The 18,109-nt window shown below is 53.5% G+C and carries 14 protein-coding genes; 4 read left to right on the top strand and 10 right to left on the bottom strand.

From position 1 onward, the window contains the following. Positions 1–8 precede the first annotated feature (8 nt). Positions 9–1,004: a ubiquinol oxidase subunit II gene (cyoA, locus tag GM557_RS03700; RefSeq protein WP_230880588.1), complete on the bottom strand. Its 996-nt coding sequence runs from the start codon at positions 1,002–1,004 to the stop codon at positions 9–11. A gap of 438 nt (positions 1,005–1,442) precedes the next feature. Beyond that, a complete protein-coding gene (locus GM557_RS03695) occupies positions 1,443–2,210 on the bottom strand; it encodes a Bax inhibitor-1/YccA family protein (protein WP_155573002.1) in 768 nt (255 codons plus the stop codon). A 93-nt stretch (positions 2,211–2,303) separates the two neighbouring features. Here GM557_RS03695 and GM557_RS03690 point away from each other — a divergent pair, with 93 nt between their 5' ends. Next, positions 2,304–2,912: a 2'-5' RNA ligase family protein gene (locus tag GM557_RS03690; protein WP_155573001.1), complete on the top strand. Its 609-nt coding sequence runs from the start codon at positions 2,304–2,306 to the stop codon at positions 2,910–2,912. Here the strand turns inward: GM557_RS03690 and GM557_RS03685 are convergent. Together GM557_RS03685 and GM557_RS03680 are read right to left on the bottom strand one after the other, a co-directional pair. Beyond that, positions 2,883–4,934, bottom strand: coding sequence for a lysylphosphatidylglycerol synthase domain-containing protein (locus tag GM557_RS03685; RefSeq protein ID WP_155573000.1), 2,052 nt, complete (start codon positions 4,932–4,934; stop codon positions 2,883–2,885). The two genes, GM557_RS03690 and GM557_RS03685, sit on opposite strands and share 30 nt — an antisense overlap. A 1-nt stretch (position 4,935) precedes the next feature. Further along, positions 4,936–6,552 carry a lysine--tRNA ligase gene (locus GM557_RS03680; RefSeq protein WP_155572999.1) on the bottom strand — a complete coding sequence of 539 codons (1,617 nt, stop codon included), beginning with the start codon at positions 6,550–6,552 and terminating at the stop codon, positions 4,936–4,938. Between the two features lie 108 nt (positions 6,553–6,660). Between GM557_RS03680 and GM557_RS03675 the strand changes: the two genes are divergently transcribed. After that, a complete protein-coding gene (locus tag GM557_RS03675) occupies positions 6,661–9,591 on the top strand; it encodes an ATP-dependent DNA helicase (RefSeq protein WP_155573499.1) in 2,931 nt (976 codons plus the stop codon). A 118-nt stretch (positions 9,592–9,709) separates the two neighbouring features. Here the strand turns inward: GM557_RS03675 and groL are convergent, their stop codons facing one another. Beyond that, a complete protein-coding gene (gene groL, locus GM557_RS03670) occupies positions 9,710–11,371 on the bottom strand; it encodes a chaperonin GroEL (protein ID WP_099026047.1) in 1,662 nt (553 codons plus the stop codon). A 57-nt stretch (positions 11,372–11,428) separates the two neighbouring features. Further along, entirely contained in the window at positions 11,429–11,719 is a 291-nt protein-coding gene (groES, locus tag GM557_RS03665) for a co-chaperone GroES (RefSeq protein WP_099026048.1), read from the bottom strand. 297 nt (positions 11,720–12,016) lie between these two features. Between groES and GM557_RS03660 the strand changes: the two genes are divergently transcribed. After that, positions 12,017–12,805, top strand: a complete 789-nt coding sequence (locus GM557_RS03660) for an SDR family oxidoreductase (RefSeq protein ID WP_155572998.1) — start codon at positions 12,017–12,019, stop codon at positions 12,803–12,805. Between the two features lie 100 nt (positions 12,806–12,905). On the opposite strand, the gene GM557_RS03655 is transcribed toward GM557_RS03660, so the two are convergent. Further along, entirely contained in the window at positions 12,906–13,802 is an 897-nt protein-coding gene (locus tag GM557_RS03655) for an S-methyl-5'-thioadenosine phosphorylase (protein WP_155572997.1), read from the bottom strand. Between the two features lie 309 nt (positions 13,803–14,111). Between GM557_RS03655 and hemF the strand changes: the two genes are divergently transcribed. Next, positions 14,112–15,017: an oxygen-dependent coproporphyrinogen oxidase gene (gene hemF / locus GM557_RS03650; protein WP_155572996.1), complete on the top strand. Its 906-nt coding sequence runs from the start codon at positions 14,112–14,114 to the stop codon at positions 15,015–15,017. A 26-nt stretch (positions 15,018–15,043) separates the two neighbouring features. Here hemF and GM557_RS03645 read toward each other — a convergent pair whose 3' ends face one another. The 3 genes from GM557_RS03645 to GM557_RS03635 are packed head-to-tail and all read right to left on the bottom strand — an operon-like array spanning position 15,044 to position 18,044. Beyond that, positions 15,044–15,820, bottom strand: a complete 777-nt coding sequence (locus tag GM557_RS03645) for an ABC transporter ATP-binding protein (protein WP_155572995.1) — start codon at positions 15,818–15,820, stop codon at positions 15,044–15,046. Next, positions 15,821–16,897: an iron ABC transporter permease gene (locus tag GM557_RS03640; protein ID WP_230873257.1), complete on the bottom strand. Its 1,077-nt coding sequence runs from the start codon at positions 16,895–16,897 to the stop codon at positions 15,821–15,823. A gap of 7 nt (positions 16,898–16,904) precedes the next feature. After that, a complete protein-coding gene (locus tag GM557_RS03635; protein WP_155572993.1) occupies positions 16,905–18,044 on the bottom strand; it encodes an ABC transporter substrate-binding protein in 1,140 nt (379 codons plus the stop codon). Between the last annotated feature and the right edge of the window lie 65 nt (positions 18,045–18,109).

Genomic DNA, 18,109 nt, shown 5'->3' with positions numbered 1-18,109 from the left:
ATTAGTCCTCACATGCCGGTATTAGAAGGCGCAGCCATCTGAGAGTCAGAATGCGTATCCATAGGCATATCACCCATAGGCTTGCTATCTTTCCCGTGGGCATTGTTGCCAACATTGTATTTCGCAACAATGCTCTCAAACAAGCCGGACTGCACGTTAGAGAAATACAGAACCGGAGCCGGTTTTGGTGCTACCTCGTTAGAGACAGCCGGCGGGGCCTGATATTTCGGGTAAGTTTGTGCGTCCAGTGCCTCTTTAGCTACGAACGGATTTTCAGTGTTATGGACGCTCTGCACCCATGCCTCAAACTGCTCTTGGGGCATAGCAATCGTGCGGAAGCGCATATCAGAGAAGCCCGGCCCTGTATATTGAGCGGCCTCACCCTGATAGTTACCCGGACGGCTTGCTAATAGGTGGAGCTGCGTCTCCATACCTGCCATGCTGTAGATCTGAGACCCAAGCTGAGGGATGAAGAAGGATGTCATCACACTATCAGACGTAATCCGGAAATCCAGAGGAGTCTTTGTGGGAACATCAAGCTCATTGATGGTAGCAATCCCGAGATCTGGGTAAATAAACAACCATTTCCAGTCCAGAGAGACCACTTCCACACGGAGCGGTTTTGCATTTGGCGCACCAACTTTAGCCAGCATCTCTTTAGAGATAGGCTTATACGGGTCGTAATAATGCGTGCTCCAATAGTTAAAGCCACTCAGAACAAGAATGATGAGGATGGGTACACCCCAGATAAATACCTCAATCTTGTTTGAATGTGACCAGTTCCGCAAATATTCGGCCTTCTCATTAGATGCCCGGTACTTCCACGCAAATATGAGGGTCGCAATAATTACTGGAACCACAACGCACATCATGACGGCCCATTCAAGCACCATCATGTCGCGATTACCTTCCCCGATCGGACCTGCGGGTTGAAGAAGATCAACCGTACAGCCCGACAGCATCAATGCAGGCAACGCCGGGAAAAATCGCCAGAGTCTTTTCATGGATCCTGCCTCTATCTGTTATTCTGCCACAAAAGGGGTCAGAACACTTTCTGACACAGTCAGGACAGCACAACTGCTATCGAACGTCGTCATCTTATATGTGCCTTTCCCGTTCGTATCCTGACAACGAGGGGGAACACCTCCCCCCGTACTTAATGAAATATAGGACGTACAAACGCCCCAGTGTCGCCACTTTTAATCATCTGGAATGGCCCAGATTACAAGGGGTCAATTTCAACAAAAAAAGAGACCCCCTTGGTCTTTCTTACAAAAAAGACCAGTTAGCCGCCATTCCTTATATGTCATCACAATGAGATTACAAAATAGAGTCTACGTATTTTAATTTCTCATTATCCTCCTAATCGCAAAAAATCGCAACAAAAAAGGGGCAGCTCTGGCCCCTTTCTTATTTTATGCAATGTTCCGACTCTTCTAAAGTCAGTCACGGCCACCTGATCTCGTCCCAGTAAATTGAAGAAGAAACTGAAAAAGATTAACAAAATTTAGGTACATAAAGAGCGCATCATACACGCTCATCTTCCCCAATGCTTCAGCTGGCAAAGCCGAGGCGTAACTCTGATAAGAAAATTTAATGCGCTGGGTATCGTAAGCCGTAAACCCTACAAAAATCAGCACTCCGATGAAGGAGATTACCGTTGTCATCCCTTGTGAGGGGATAAACAGCGCCACAAGAGAGGCAATAACAAGACCAATCAGGCCCATCATTAAGAAAGAGCCCATCCCCATTAGAGAGCGCTTCGTGACATAGCCCCATAAGGACATCACACCATAAAGCGATGCCGTAATAAAGAAGGTCCGCACAACTGAAGCCCCAGTATAGGCCATCAATATAGAGGCCATGCTAATGCCCATAACAACACTATAGAGCACAAAAAGCATCTGCGCAGTTGAGCGGGAGAGACGATTAACCCCAAATGACAGCACAAGAACAAAAGCGAGCGGCGCGAAAACCCCCACCATACCTAAGCCCGTTGGGGCCAATACAAACTCGTCCCCCCGCTGCACCACGTGGAAAAACAACGTCCGCAGAGAGGTATGAACCACGGCATAAGCCGTAACGGCTGTTAGAAACAGAGCGAATGCCATCCAGTTATAAACGCGCACCATATAAGCGCGCAAACCAGCATCAAACGCTGCAGCGGCCGAGTATCCCCGTGAGGAGTCAAAATCGGAATAAAAAGCCATGATACCCACTGTTCCGGAATTAAACTATAAGTCTAAAGGGATACATCATCCCCAACCTATGCAAAATGTGGGGTCTTTCCTGCTGAAGTCAAGATGAACTACACTCCCCCTATGTCTTTCCTCCTCGCTCTCCCCCTCTCCGCTACCATGCAAGACGAACTTAACGTGCTGCGTGATAGTTTAAATGAGGTACGCTGGCTCCCGCCTGCACATTGTATGATTCCTCTCTACACTTTAGGCCGAATCACCGCACGCCATGCTTTAGAGGAGCTAGATGCCACGCTCTCCCATTTCCACTGGGAGCCTTTTTCCATCACATTGCAGGAGGTCAGCCATCATTTAGGGGAGGTTGAAGATACGCTCAGCGTTGGGATAACGCCTAAGCAAGCACTCATTACCTTCCAAAAGAAGCTCTCAACCTTACTAAGACGTGCTGGTTTTACAGCATCGCGCCGCCCCTTCATCCCCACAATGACCATTGCACGGCTCGACCCCGCTGCCCCAACCGACCTTATGACATGGGTGCAACGTCATAACCTCTTTCACAGTTCACCCATGATGGTTGATCACCTCATGCTCCTAGAATATCTCCATTCTCACGGCGAGGACCATTTTCAACTTTTGGAACAATATCCCGCTATCCCCAGCCTTCTCCTTGATGATGCGCTCGGTTCATCCCCAAAGCCCGATGACTTTCCGTAAAGCTAGATAATCCTCTACCCGACAGAGCAAAAACCACCCATCTTCTGCCTCTAAAGAGAACGCCTCTAAGCCAATAGAGCGGTAAATCTCTGCCTGCCGTGCGCCGTATTGGAAAATAGCTAAGCGGCATCCTTCCTGCACCGCATAATCGCGCAATCGCCAAATCGCTCCGGCCCGCTGTTTAGGGGCCCCTACTGCTCCCCCAAGGCATAGCAAAATAGGCTCTGAGAACAGAAAAGGGCTTAAACGCATCACCGCACAAGCCGCGGTACCGGTTGCATCAGCGACAATGCCCTCCGGCATTAAACCACGGCTCTGCGGTATGGGGAGAGCCGATCGCGCATCTTGCAAACAGGCATAACGAATCCTCATCGTCAGGGTCCATGGTTGCACATGCAAACGTGCCCGCCGGAGGGCTAAGCCGAACCCTAATAAGCAACATAAAGCCGAGCCACCCAAAACCCAGCGGCCTATGGCTGTATGGGCATCATAAACCATTGCCCGCCACCAAATCGGCCCTAAATGATGCTGACGTGCAATCCACCTCACCCCTGCCAAACCGCAAAGCCATAAGGATAAAGGGGCAAGAATAAAGGGAGAACATGGCTCTACCCGCCAATAAGCCTGCCGATAATAGGCCTTCCGAAACGGGATTAACGTTACTAACATAGCCATCACCACAACAAACACGGCCCAATGGGCTTGCCGTAACATTAAAATCCCCACCGTGCTGCTCAACATAATCACCGAGAGCCGCCATGCCAGTGCAACCCGGCGCGAAAGCCCTGTGGAGAGGGCGATCAACACCACCCCAGCGACCACCAGAAGAAAGGCCGCAGCTTGCATCACATCCCCTTCTAGAGAGGAACGAAACGCAGGGAGAGGCGTAAGCAGCCCATACAGCACCAACGCCACGCCCAACACGGCTTGGCTACTCGTTGCCACGATGGTGGAGAAGTCCCCCTCAGACGTACGCAACGCTTGGCTGGCCTCAACCACACGACCAAAGCGCGCTAGGAAGGGAGCCCCGCGTACCATTAACTCATGCCCTGCGAACATCAGCCCAGCCACAAGTAAGGGGATAATGTAGTAAAATAGGCGAAAAACGAGGATGCCGCTCATAATATGAGGGATGGAAAACCACGGGGAGAGAGCCAGCATCATGGTGCTATCAAACACACCGAGGCCCCCGGGAACATTGGCCAAAAGCCCCGCTGTATAAGCCCCGATATAAATCGCGAGGAACCCGCCAAAGGTTAGGTTACATCCCGCAGGCAAAGGACCCATCACGCACCAGGCGATCAAAGCCGTGGCGGACATATCGGCCATACTCGCAAGAATCTGCCCCAGCCCGATACGCCATGTAGGGAGCGGCAAAGTCCATTTATAAAGCGTTATCTCACGCTTCCAACATGGGATGAGTACATAAGCCAGCAAAACAGCAAAGCAACCACCCCCGGCAAGCTTAGGCACCCAAAGCGGCATCGTGCGAATATAAGGGATAATGCCCGGCTGAGTGAGCAAAATAACCCCAACTAAGCCAATCATCCCCAGCCAATATGTAATTGAACAAAACGCGACGATGGAGGCAATCTTCCGCCCCGAGACGCCCCAATTTCGGTACAGCCTATAGCGCACCGCCGTGCCTGATATCGCAGCACAGCCTAGATTATGAGACAACACATAGGAGCAAAACGCCACAAAGGCCGAACGCCCCCACGAGACACCCGCCCCCACATGGCGACATGCAAGACCATCGTAAAACGATAAAATCCCATAAGAGAGCAAAGTAGCCCCCGCCCCCTCCCACAAACTCAGAGCGGGGATAGCCCGTAATCCCCCAATAATTTGGGGGAAGGAAAGATGCTGCACCTCACGCCACATCACAATAATGGCAGCGACCAACAACACCAGCCCGACCAATGCAGGCAACCGAGTAAGCAACCGCCTTAACCATTTACCCTTTACAGAGCATGGCGTTTGGGCAGGCTCCTCCTGCGGCGTACCGGCATGCTCGGCCATCTTAGCCTTCAGCCTCTCCAGCATGGGCATCTACAGGGTGCGCTAGAGCTTCATCAATCAAAGCAATGGTTTCTTTCAGCCCAAAGAGTGCTGCAAAAATCCCAAAGCGCGGCCCTTCCTTCTGGCCCAGTAGGACCTCATATAAACAACCGAACCATGACCGCAGCTCTGGCTTGGCAAAATACCGCTTACCTACTTCAAAGACGACATTTTGCACATCATCCGGGCTGGCCGTCTCGGGTACAGTCTTTAGCGTGGCGGCAAGGTCCTCCAACGCTTTGCGCTCTGTCTCCGTTGGGGCACGGAAGACCTTTGTCGGGCGGACGCGTTCATTAAAATAATCCAACGCATGTTGCACCAACCGCGCCACATAAGGATGTGTCTCTGGCGAGAGAGACGCATCATAACGGCGCAGGAACTTCCACAAGGTCTCCACCTCCCGCGCATTCGCCACACTAGCCAGATTCAACAGAGCTGTGAAGGAAACCGGGCTGGTATCTTGCGGGCGTAACGTCCCATCATGCACAAACCAAACCGGATTAGAGCGGAACTCCTCCGCTGTTTGCTGCTCGCCCTTTTGCACAAGGGCCAAATATTCATCCGTAGCACGCGGAATCATATCGGTGTAAAGCCGCTTCGCCCGCGTAGGTTGCTGGAACATATAATGCGCCAAACTTTCCGCCGGGCCATAGCGCAGCCACTCCTCTACCGAGAGGCCATTACCTTTGGACTTACTAATCTTCTGCCCATGAGCATCAAGGAACAGCTCATAGGTCAGATTTAGCGGCGGCTCTTTCCCCAAAATACGGCAGATTTTGGAGGAAAGCTTCACACTATCGATGAGGTCCTTACCGGACATCTCGTAATCGACCCCTAAGGCGTACCAGCGCATGGCCCAATCCGCCTTCCATTGCATTTTGGCCTGGCCGCCATACACAGAGGTCTCAAAGCTCTTGCCACCCTCATCCTTCCAAGCCACTGTACCAGCATCAGGATCCACACTGATGATAGGCACCTGCATGACACGGCCCGTCTCTGGATGGATGGGCAGCACGGGGGAATAAGTCGCGCGGCGTTCCTTCCCCAATGTAGGGGCGATGACCTCAATAATGCGATCATGCTCCTCCAGAACACGCTTCAAAGCCGCATCGAAAATGCCAGAGGTGTAATAATCAGTGGCTGAGGCGAATTCGTAATCAAAGCCAAAGGCATCTAAAAACTGACGCAAGCGAGCATTATTATGGGCCGCAAAGCTTTCATGCGTACCAAAAGGATCAGGAATACGTGAGAGGGGCAAGCCGAGATGCTCTGCCAACATCTCTTGTTGTGGCACATTGCCCGGCACTTTACGCAAAGCGTCCATATCATCAGAGAACGCCAAGAGCCGGGTCTTACGGCCTGTAAGCTCCTCAAATGCCTGACGGACCCATGTTGTCCGCGCTACCTCGCCAAATGTGCCAATATGCGGCAGACCAGAGGGGCCGTAACCTGTCTCCATCAAGACCGGTTTGCTAGGGTCCCTCTCTGCCACTCGGGCGGCGAGCTTGCGGGCTTCCTCAAACGGCCAGAGCTTGGGAAGGGACGAATCAGTCTGAGAAGACGGTGAATGTTTTGTCATAATCCCACGGTAATTATGAAGCCACACTCTACGGGTCAAGTATCCTAATGCGAGGGAGGCATGTCTTCTCTCTCGCAGAAAAGACCATTCGCGTGTATGGTAGCAGCAATGCCCAGCCTTTTTCACTCCTTTTTTGATGCCCCGGCTCTCATTGCCCGCCATGGCTTATCCTCCCTCATCACACCTGATGGGGAAATGCTGGACTTACCGTTAGAGGAGCTGCGCAGCACATTACACCAGCTTCCCCCGCCTTTGCTCATCCACGGCCCGGCCACGCTACGCCTGTTGGACCTCCCGCCAGAACCCCCACCAGCCCCGTGGTTAGACCTGCTGGAGCTTTTCCTTCTCATTCATCCTGCGCGTAATGTTACCCCTACCGCCCGTGGCCTCGCCTTAGAGCTTGGCCTCATCGCCCCCGAGAATACACAGCCCCTCCAAGCTGATAGCCTTTATGAAATCGCGCAGAAGCTGCTTGATGACCTCCCCGCGCGTCCACCTCATCACCTTGCCACAATTCGCCTCCTTCTTCCCTCCCTAAAGCAAGCAGGGTGGAGCTGGCATGACATCGTCACGCAGGCCCTTCCGCCATCGCCTGACACAACACCCCCCAACCGCGCGCAAGAGATTGATGCGCTGAAAATATGGAAACGTCTCCCCCAATGGGAGGAGCGCGCGCCTCGCCCCCAAGCCGCTAGCCAACCGGTGGACCCGCAAGAGGCCCGCAAACGCCTCGCCACCTTGCTCGGTCACACGGCAGAGCCACGGCCCGGCCAAGCGGATTTTGCCTCTGCTGCCAGCTATGCTTTTGCCCCACGCGATATTGCCAACGCCCCCAACATCATGTTGGCCGAGGCTGGAACAGGCACAGGCAAAACGATGGGCTATATCGCCCCAGCCAGCTTATGGGCGGAAAAGAACGATGGGGCGGTATGGGTCAGCACCTATACACGCCATCTACAACGCCAAATTGAGCAAGAACTCACCCGCCTCTATCCCGACCCAATAGAGCGGCGGGAGCAAGCCGTCATCCGTAAAGGACGTGAGAATTATCTTTGCCTTTTAAACTTGGAAGACCTCACAAATGCGTGGCTTAACCGCCCCCCGCATGAGCAACATGGCCTTATCCCACTTATCTTTCTCGCCCTTTGGGCTGAGCATACGCAGGATGGTGACCTCATGGGGGGCGACCTCCCCGGCTGGTTTGGGGAGCTATTTCAACGTGGCTTATTAAATACGCTGGCAGACCGGCGCGGTGAATGCATCCATTCGGCCTGCCCACATTATCAAAGCTGCTTTATCGAGCATGGCATACGCCGTGCCCATCATGCCCAATTCGTCATCGCTAATCATGCGCTCGTCCTCTCCCAAGCGGCATGGAACGCCCTCCTCCCCCAAGAGCTTGCCCCCGGCAATTTGCCCGATGAAAACGGCATCCCCTCCCGTTATGTATTTGATGAAGGCCATCACATCCCCGATGCTGCCGATAGTGCCTTCTCCCTCACCTTCTCCGGGTTAGAAACCGCAGAGCTACGGCGTTGGATTCTCGGTGCGGAAGGGAGCCGCTCTCGCGCACGCGGCTTATTACGCCGGATGGAGGACCTCATAGAGGCTCTCCCTGCCCTAAAAGACCCCTTCCAAAAACTGGTCTATGCCACGCAGCAAGGCTTACCCCGCCCCGGTTGGAGCGACCGGATCCATGAGGCACGGCAAAACCGCCTCAATGCTCCTATTATGGAAGCCGAGCATGAAGCCAACCTAGATGATGCCGCAGCACAACAACCAGCAGAGGCTTTTCTTCAATCTCTTGATACCCATCTTGATGCCCGCTTGGCAGAAATCAGCCTACAAACACGAGGCGAGCATGGAGCCTATGCACGGCAAGAATGTGACCTCCACCCTATTCCCCCGACTCTGAAAGACCAAACCGAGGCCCTCCTTACTGCTCTGCAAGCGATTGTCACCCCACTTGATGACATCCTGCGTATTCTTCGTGAGGCGTTGGAAGACCAAGAGGAGCTCGACACCGCTTTTCAACAACGGGTGGAAGGCGCAATACGCAGCCTCTACCGCCGTGCCCTCTCCCGTTTGCAGGGGTGGATTAGTATGTTGCGCTCTATCCTTGCAAGCTCTCCCCTCAGCCCAACACTCCCCACCTTTGTGGACTTCATCCATCGCGAACTCTTACCCACGGCACGCTTTGGGCAAGAGGGGCATAATATTGCCCTCAACCGCCATTGGTTAGACCCTACTATCCCCTTTGCCAGCACACTGCAAAGCACCACCCACGGGCTGCTTATTACCTCCGCAACATTGCGGGACCGCAAAGCTGATGATGATGAAAAAGACGGCTGGGAACGCGCTGAAAGGCGGCTAGGGACGACGCATTTCCTCAAGCCGCCTATGCGGGCTTCTTTAATGAGTCCCTTTGATTACGCCCATCAAACCCGCGCTTACATCATTACCGACCTCGCCAAAGGCCCTGCCGCGCAGGCGCAAGCCTTCCAAGCCCTTTTTGAAGTTGCTCATGGCGGCGCGTTAGGGTTATTTACCGCCATTAATCGGCTTAAAGAGGTTCATCGCCGTATTCATGAACCTTTGGGGATGAACCATATCCCCCTCTATGCCCAGCATATTGATGCGATGAATAACGCCACCTTGGTGGATGTTTTCCGCACCGAGACCAATAGCTGCTTACTCGGCACAGATGCGATGCGCGATGGCGTGGATGTCCCCGGTGAGGCCCTGCGTATGGTCGTGTTAGAGCGCACCCCTTGGCCACGGCCCGATATCCTCCACCGTGAACGCCGCCGCCATCTCTCCGGCGGCAGGCCTGGTGATTATGACGACCTCATCACCCGGATGCGCCTACAACAAGCCTTTGGGCGGCTTATTCGCCGTGCGGATGACCGCGGGGTGTTCATTATTTTAGACCGCCGCATGCCCTCCCGCTTACTCTCCGCCTTCCCCGAGGGAGTGCCCATCCAAAGGCTCCCTCTTGCTGAAGCGTTGGAGGATATTAATGGGTTTCTTAACCCATAACGCACAAAAACAACGCATAAAAAAAGCCCCGCTCCGGCAAGAAACAGGGCTTTTCTTTTGACCTGTCGTGACAGGTGGCCATCCCGGCCACATGACCGGGATGGGGAAGGATGAGCGATTAGAAGCCGCCCATACCCCCCATGCCACCCATTCCGCCCATGCCACCCATACCGGCACCAGCAGCATCATCGGACTTCTTCTCCGGACGCTCGGCAACCATAGCCTCGGTAGTGATGAGCAGGCCAGCAACGGAGGCTGCATCCTGCAGAGCCGTACGCACAACCTTTGTCGGGTCGATAATACCAGCCGCTACGAGGTCCTTATACTCACCCTTCTGAGCATCAAAGCCCTCGTTATAATTGCTCAGCTCCAGCACCTTACCAGCAATCACGGCACCATCTTCACCCGCATTATGGGCAATCTGACGCAGCGGAGCTTGGAGAGCCTTGCGCACAATATGGGCACCGGCGCGCTGATCGTCATTCTCGAAGGAGAGATCATCAAACAGCAGGCTTGCACGGGCCAGAGCCGTACCACCACCGGGGACGATGCCTTCCTCAACCGCAGCGCGGGTTGCGTGCAGAGCGTCATCCACGCGGTCTTTACGCTCCTTCACCTCAACCTCGGTGCTACCACCAACGCGGATGACAGCAACGCCACCAGCAAGCTTAGCCAAACGCTCTTGCAGCTTCTCGCGGTCATAATCGGAGGTTGTGGCCTCAATCTGAGAGCGGATTTGTGCACAACGGCCCTTGATAGCCTCTGCCGCACCAGCACCCTCAACGATGGTGGTGTTCTCTTTATCGATATGCACCTTCTTGGCTGTGCCAAGCATATCCAGCGTTACAGATTCCAGCTTGATGCCAACTTCCTCAGAGACAACCTGCCCACCTGTGACGATGGCGATGTCCTCCAGCATAGCTTTGCGGCGGTCACCAAAGCCCGGAGCCTTCACAGCAGCAATCTTCAAGCCACCGCGCAGCTTATTGACAACCAGGGTTGCCAGAGCCTCGCCATCCACTTCCTCAGCGATAATGAGCAGCGGACGGCCAGACTGAACGGCACTCTCCAACAGCGGCAGCATCGGCTGAAGGGAAGAAATCTTCTTTTCATGAATCAGGATGTAAGGGTTTTCCAAATCAGCGGTCATCTTCTCCGTGTTTGTCACGAAGTACGGGGAGATGTAACCGCGGTCGAACTGCATGCCCTCAACAACATCAAGCTCGGTGTGCAGGCCCTTGGCCTCTTCTACCGTGATGACGCCCTCATGACCGACTTTCCCCATAGCTTCGGAGATCATCTTACCAACTTCGGACTCACCATTGGCAGAGATTGTGCCGACCTGAGAAATCTCATCCTGAGAAGAAATCTTCTTAGTGCGGTTTTTCAGCTCCTCCACAACACGCAGAACGGCTTTATCAATCCCGCGTTTGAGGTCCATCGGGTTCATGCCCGCAGCGACAGCTTTAGCCCCCTCACGGATGATAGCCTGAGCCAGAACTGTAGCTGTTGTGGTACCATCACCAGCAACATCATTGGTCTTAGAGGATACCTCACGCACCATCTGCGCGCCCATATTCTCGAACTTATCAGCAAGCTCGATCTCTTTAGCGACAGAGACACCATCCTTAGTGATGCGCGGGGCACCGTAGCTTTTATCCAGCACGACATTGCGGCCTTTAGGGCCGAGTGTCACCTTCACAGCATTGGCGAGAATATCCACACCACGGAGCATACGCTCACGAGCATCTGCACCAAATTTTACGTCTTTAGCAGCCATGATAATATCACTTCCTTAAACAAAGGTCAGAACAGGATTTAAAGAGAGGGCGCAGCCTTAGCCAACAACGCCAAGAATGTCGCTCTCTTTCATGATCAACAGGTCTTCCCCATTGACCTTCACCTCAGTGCCGGACCATTTGCCAAAGAGGACACGGTCGCCCACTTTAACATCCAACGGCACAACCTGGCCTTGCTCGTTACGGGCACCAGAGCCAACAGCGAGAACCTCGCCTTCCATTGGCTTTTCCTTAGCGGTCTCAGGAATGATAATGCCACCAGCGGTTTTTTCCTCACCATCTAAGCGGCGGACCACTACACGGTCGTGAAGGGGACGAAATTTCGTCATGGATTACTCCATTCTAGGCTGGCCCTTCTCATAAAGCAGCGCAGCCGGGTTATTGCGCTCAATCTAGCAGCGCACCAAGAAAACTCCCCATTTTGTGGGGCGAATGAGAAATAGTGATGCCCTCTAGCAGCGTCAAGCAGGAGAGAGGCGTCCTTATGATGTTTTTTAATCGTTATTGCCTTTTAATATCTATTATTCATTAGATTTTCTTATTCTATGTCAAACACCATCTCCCTCTTGCGCTCCTCTCCGAGAGGATGAATGGTGTGAAGGTCTTTTAAAAGGGGGAGCCAGATTATGGACCTACATCTTACGCGCCGCTCGGCCATTATTATGGGGGGTAGCCAAGGGCTGGGACTAGGGGCCGCCCTAGCCCTTGCAAAAGAAGGGGTACGCCCTTATCTCCTCGCCCGCAATGAGGCGACCCTCCAGCAGGCTGCAACAAAAATCACGGCTGAGACAAGCATCACACCACAGTGGCATAGTGTAGATTTTGCCTCTCAAGAGAGTGTCCAAGCGTGCCTCAAAACCTTAAAAGCAGATTTGCCAGAAGTTGATATTATCATCGGCAATGGCGGCGGCCCGCCCCTTGGCCCTGCAACAGAGTGCGACCCAGCCCTATGGCAGCAAGAAGCCACAACCATGCTGCTGCCCATTATGCAGCTTGTCAGCCAATATCTACCGGGGATGAGGCAACGGCAATTTGGGCGCATCCTTATGATTTCCTCCACCAGTATTGTGGAGCCTATCCCTAATCTTGTTCTCTCTAGCGCGTTACGCTCTGCTTTAGCGAGTTGGGGCAAAACGCTTGCGCGTGAGGTAGCGCAGGATGGCGTGACTGTTAACACCATTCTCCCCGGTCGGTTTGAGACAGAGCGCACCGCAACGCTTAATAAAATCCGTGCCGAAAAGGCGGGTATTCCCCTCGCAGAGTTTCGCAAACAAAAAGAAGCTGGGATCCCCGCAGGCCGTTATGCCCAGCCTGAGGAGTTCGGCCATCTCGTAGCATTTCTCGCAAGCCCGCTTGCCGCTTATATCACCGGGACGCGCATCCCGATTGATGGCGGCTTGCTTCACGGATTTTAGGCCCCATTCATCCTAGAAAAAGATAAAAAAAGCCCCTCTGCTTACGATGGAACAGAGGGGCTTTTCTACAGCGTCATTCCTGCATCATTACAGGCTGGACTTAGCCCATCAAAACACGGCCTGCGACCGCATCCAAACGTGAAATAGCCGCAAAATCCCGTGCTTCTGGCGGGGTGATAATGGCGTTATCCAACGCACGCTCTGCCGCACCGGGGCCTGTGCAAATAGGCCGCGGCTTCCCAAGGGCAGGAATAGCGCGGCGGACAAGCTCCCGCGCATGGGTGGAGTTGCTCTTCATCGTCCGAATTACAGCCTCCACCGTGACATGCTCATGCTCCTCATGCCAGCAATCATAATCCGTCACCATCGCAACGGTAGCGTAGTTCATCTCTGCTTCCCGCGCGAGACGTGCTTCTGGCATGTTTGTCATCCCAATGACAGACGCCCCCCAAGAGCGATAAAGCTCACTCTCAGCCCGTGTGGAGAATTGAGGCCCCTCGATCACCACATAAGTCCCGCCCTTCGTGACGGAAATATCCAGCTTTTCAGCTTCTTCCGCTAATGTTTTAGCCATTCGTGCTGAAACAGGCTCACCCATGGCCACATGGGCCACGCAGCCTTCCTCAAAGAAGGTCCGGGGGCGGCCTTGTGTGAGGTCGATAAACTGGTCAACCAACACAAAATGACCGGGAGCTAAATCTTCCTTCAAAGAGCCAACAGCAGAAAGGGAGATAATATCCGTCACGCCTGCGCGTTTTAACGCATCAATATTGGCACGATAATTCAAATGGGAAGGTGGGATAGGATGCCCACGGCCGTGACGTGGTAAAAAGACGCATCGCACACCCTCCAGCGTACCAAAAAGCAGCTCGTCCGAAGGCTTACCCCATGGCGACTCACAACGACGCCATTCCCGGTTTTCCAGCCCATCAATCTCATAAAGGCCGGAGCCTCCGATAACACCGATGACAGGCTCGATTGTATCTTCTGCAACCATAAATCCTCACTTCATCCTGCCTGAACTCGCCTTACTGATGGGCACATTGCCCCCATACAGGCTGCTGACAGTCTCTCCTCTGATAACGGAGAGTTTTTCAGCAGGGCACCCCTAAAATCAAGAGCAAAAATTATTACGCCCTCCTTCTGCCCTTACACCATAAAATGAAGGAAAGCATAATCATTTCCTTTACTAATGACAGCATCAGGAACAGCCAGTAAGCGAACACGGCTTTTTGTCTTGTGAGGCATCCCCCCTATGGTAAAGTAAAAGAAATCACATCCTTCTATGAAGAATAGGAAGATTATTATGCCTTCCTCCACGAGCTTTGTTCTCCCCGATCTCCCTCATACTGGGCTAACAAAAGACGCCCAATATTGGTTTGAGAACCTGCGTGATCGGCTTTGTGCTACTTATGAAGCTTTGGAGGATAAAGCTGTTGCAGAAAATGCCCCAACATTGAAGGGGCGTGCGGAGGCTGGTCGCTTCCAACAAACATCATGGAAGCGTGCTGAAGGTGGCGGCGGGGTTATGTCCGTCATGAAAGGGCGCGTTTTTGAGAAAGTGGGCGTCAATATTTCCACCGTGTGGGGGGAGTTCACGCCGGAGTTCCGCAAATCCATCCCCGGAGCAGAAAATGACCCACGCTTTTTTGCTACTGGTATTTCTCTCGTAGCTCATCCCTGTAACCCGCATGTCAGTGCAGCGCATTTCAACACACGGATGATCCTGACCTCCAAGGGCTGGTTTGGCGGTGGTGGCGATATCACCCCCATGTTCCCCGAGAGCCAAGAAGCTCTTGATGATGCGGCTATGTTTCATGCCGCCTTTAAGCAAGCGTGCGATAGGCACGACCCTGCTTATTACCCACGCTTTAAAGCTTGGTGTGATGAATATTTCTTCCTCAAACATCGCAATGAGCCACGCGGGCTTGGGGGCATCTTTTACGATTGGCTCGATAGCGGTAATCTCGCAAGCGACTTTACCTTCACCCGCGATGTCGGCGATGCGTTTTTGGAATGTTATACCGCCATTGTTCGCAAGCGCATGTTCACCCCGTGGACCGAGGAAGACCGCTTAGCGCAGCTCAAACGGCGTGGTCGTTATGTGGAGTTTAACCTCCTTTACGACAGAGGCACGCTCTTTGGGTTAAAAACAGGTGGCAATACGGAGGCTATCCTTATGTCCATGCCGCCAGAGGTCATCTGGCCCTAATCCCCTTATAAGAGGATGCCCTTCTTTTAAGCATCCTCTCCTATAATGCCATCCACCAGCACATGAGGCAGGCCACGGGGGCAGACCTCGAGACGGGTCTCAACCCCATAAACATCACCGAGAACCTCAGGTGTGGTAACACCCATCACGCTACCCTGTGCGACAAGGCGACCATTGCGCATATAGACGACATCATCAGCGCGTTGGAGAGCGATGTTGAGGTCATGCACAACCAGCAATGTGACGATATTGCGTTTACGCGTCTCCCGCCTCACAACATCCATCACAGCAAACTGATAGCGTAAATCTAGCGCGCTTAAGGGCTCATCCAGCAACAGCATCGCGGGACGGCGCACTAAGGCTTGTGCCAGACCAACCATCTGACGCTGCCCGCCGGAGAGCTCATCCATATAGCGGAGGGCAAGATGGCCAATCCCCAGCTCCTCCAACACATCAGTGCTATCGCGCAACGCACATTCAGCCGAGACAGCCTCGCCCGCTCGGCGCGCTACCATCACTGCTTCAATCACCTGAAGATGCACTGTTGGAGGAAGGCTCTGCGGTAAATACGCCGCTAAGCGTGACCGCTCCCCCACGGCAAGGCTAGAGAGGTCCTTCCCCCCTAGGCGAATACGCCCCTCTGCCCGAATAAGCCCCGCAATACCGCGCATAAAGGTCGATTTTCCCGACCCGTTCGGCCCCAAAAGGGCTGTAACACGCCCTGCTTGCATGGGGGCCAATGTCATACGGTGCAGCACTTCCCGCCGCCCATAATGGACGCAAAGGCTCTCAATCTCCAGCATCTACGCCCCCTTTCGTAAAACCACAGCAAGGAAGAAAGGAATCCCCACTAAGGAGGTCACAATCCCGACAGGAATCACAACCCCCGGCATGATGTTCTTTGCCGCGATGGAGGCAAGAGACATTATCAAGCACCCACATAAAGCAGAACCGGGAAGATAAAAACGATGATCCTCCCCCAAAAGCCGCCGTGCAATATGCGGGGCTACCAGCCCGACAAACCCAATCGTCCCCACAAAGGACACCGCCAAGGCCGAGAGGATGCTAATCCGCAATAAAGACATCATCCGCAAGCGTTTAACGTCCACCCCATAGCTCGCCGCACGGTCCTCGCCTAGACGCAGAGCCGTCAGAGCTGGGGCCGCACGGAAGCAGAAAGGCAAGACCACCGCACAGCCTACCGCCATGACGCTAATCTTCCCCCAATCAGCGCGTGTCAAACTGCCCATTGTCCAAAAGACGAGGTCTTGTAGGGCATCCTCATCAGCAATGAACTGCATCAACGCCACAAAAGCATGGAAGGTAAACACAAGCGCAATACCAAATAAAACCACCATCGTGGTGGAATGGCCCCGTGCCCGTGCCACAACCTCCAGCAAACAAGCTGATCCAACAGCAAATAAGAAGGCCTCTAGCGGGACCATCCATGTCTCTGGCACATAAGGAATGTGCCAATGCAGCACAATCGCTAAAGATGCCCCAAAGGCCGCAGCCGCAGACACGCCAAGCGTGTAAGGGCTGGCCAATGGATTATCCAACACAGTTTGCATCTCGCCACCGGCAATGCCTAAAGCACACCCAACAAGGATAGCCATAAGCGCGTAAGGCAAACGAATATGCCAGACAATCACACCATTTGTCCCGGAGGAGGGGTTAAGGAGCGCATGTACTAAAGCGCGCGGCCCCAACCCTGCTGGGCCTAAGGAGAAGTCCAACAATAATGAGAGCAGTATCAACCCACCCAATATGCCCAACAAAGCCACCCTATGACGCGTAAGCTGTGCGTAGGCCGTTTGTATGCCCGTCAAACGTGCGGCTAGACGGGTCATCTCCGCAGATGAAGCATCACTGTCTTTCATAACATCCTTATTGGGCATGCGCCTTGATCCAATATGTCCCGCTATTTGGCATAGCCGTAAAGCGGCTCTGCACAAGGCTACGATCCGCCTCTGGATCTAAATCCTTAAAACGCTCTGGGTAAAACCACTTAGCCATGACCTCAATCGCTAGGATATTGAAGGGGCTATCATAAAATGTATGCCAAATGCCATAAGCACGCCCATTCCGCACCGCTTTCAACCCTGCAAGCTCCGGGGCTTGTAGGAGGCTATTTAATGAGGCTTCTGCCATCTCCGGCGTGACTTGAGAGCCCATCTTTAGGCCCGGACCACTATGGCCGGGGCCGCGTGTCCCATCCAAGATAAGCACGTCAGGGTCTTGGGCGATAACCATCTCGGCAGAGACATCCCCAATATAACCGGGCAAAAGAGATGCCGCGATATTACGACCACCAGCGGCCTCAATAAACGCACCCATATTCCCACGCCCAGCTGTATGGCAGCAGCTTTGGCGTGCCCCGGCTAGCATATTGATGAATACAGTCGGCTTTTGTGCCTCTGGGATGGTCTCCACGACCGAACGAATAGCCTTTAACCGTTCTTCATAAAAATCTGTATAGGCCTTGGCCTCGGCCTCACGACCAAGAGCTTGCCCTAAAATGAGCATACTCGGCACAGTCGTCTTTACCGGGTCTTGGCGGAAATCCACAAATAAAACAGGAATGTGCGCTGCTCTAAGCCGCGCTGTTACATCGCCAGATTGCCCCGGCCCGTGGCCTGTTGTGCTAAAGATGGCAAGGTCTGGGTGGAGGTCTAGCACCTTCTCTGGGCTAATCGTATCGGCTGTTGTGCGGCCAATCACTGCAACACGCGCCGCCTCTGGGAAGGTTTTGAGCATTTGCTCATAATTCTGCGTATCTGCCTCGCGAAACTCCCCTTGCCAACCCACAATATGGTCAAACAAATGGCGGCCTTCTAAAGGCTCCAGCGCGTAAATCAGCCGTCCTTCACCAAGGATAATCCGCTGCGGATGGTCCGGGACAGAGACAACCTCGCCCGTAATATCACGCACATCCTTCGCCTGTGCTGATAACGGAAGCATAGCCCCCGCCAGCATGGCTACTGTTAACCCTACAGAATTAAAGAAGCTTTTGAGTGAGACCATCATTATTACGCCTTTATCCGCTAGAGACGCCGGCCCATCGTTGCTTCTGCTCGATGGTCTGGACTTTA

The organism is Bombella sp. ESL0385 (genome assembly GCF_009725755.1).
Classification (GTDB): Bacteria; Pseudomonadota; Alphaproteobacteria; order Acetobacterales; family Acetobacteraceae; genus Bombella; species Bombella pollinis.
Note: the sequence above shows the minus strand (reverse complement) of the source record. Positions and strands in the feature narration are given on the sequence as shown.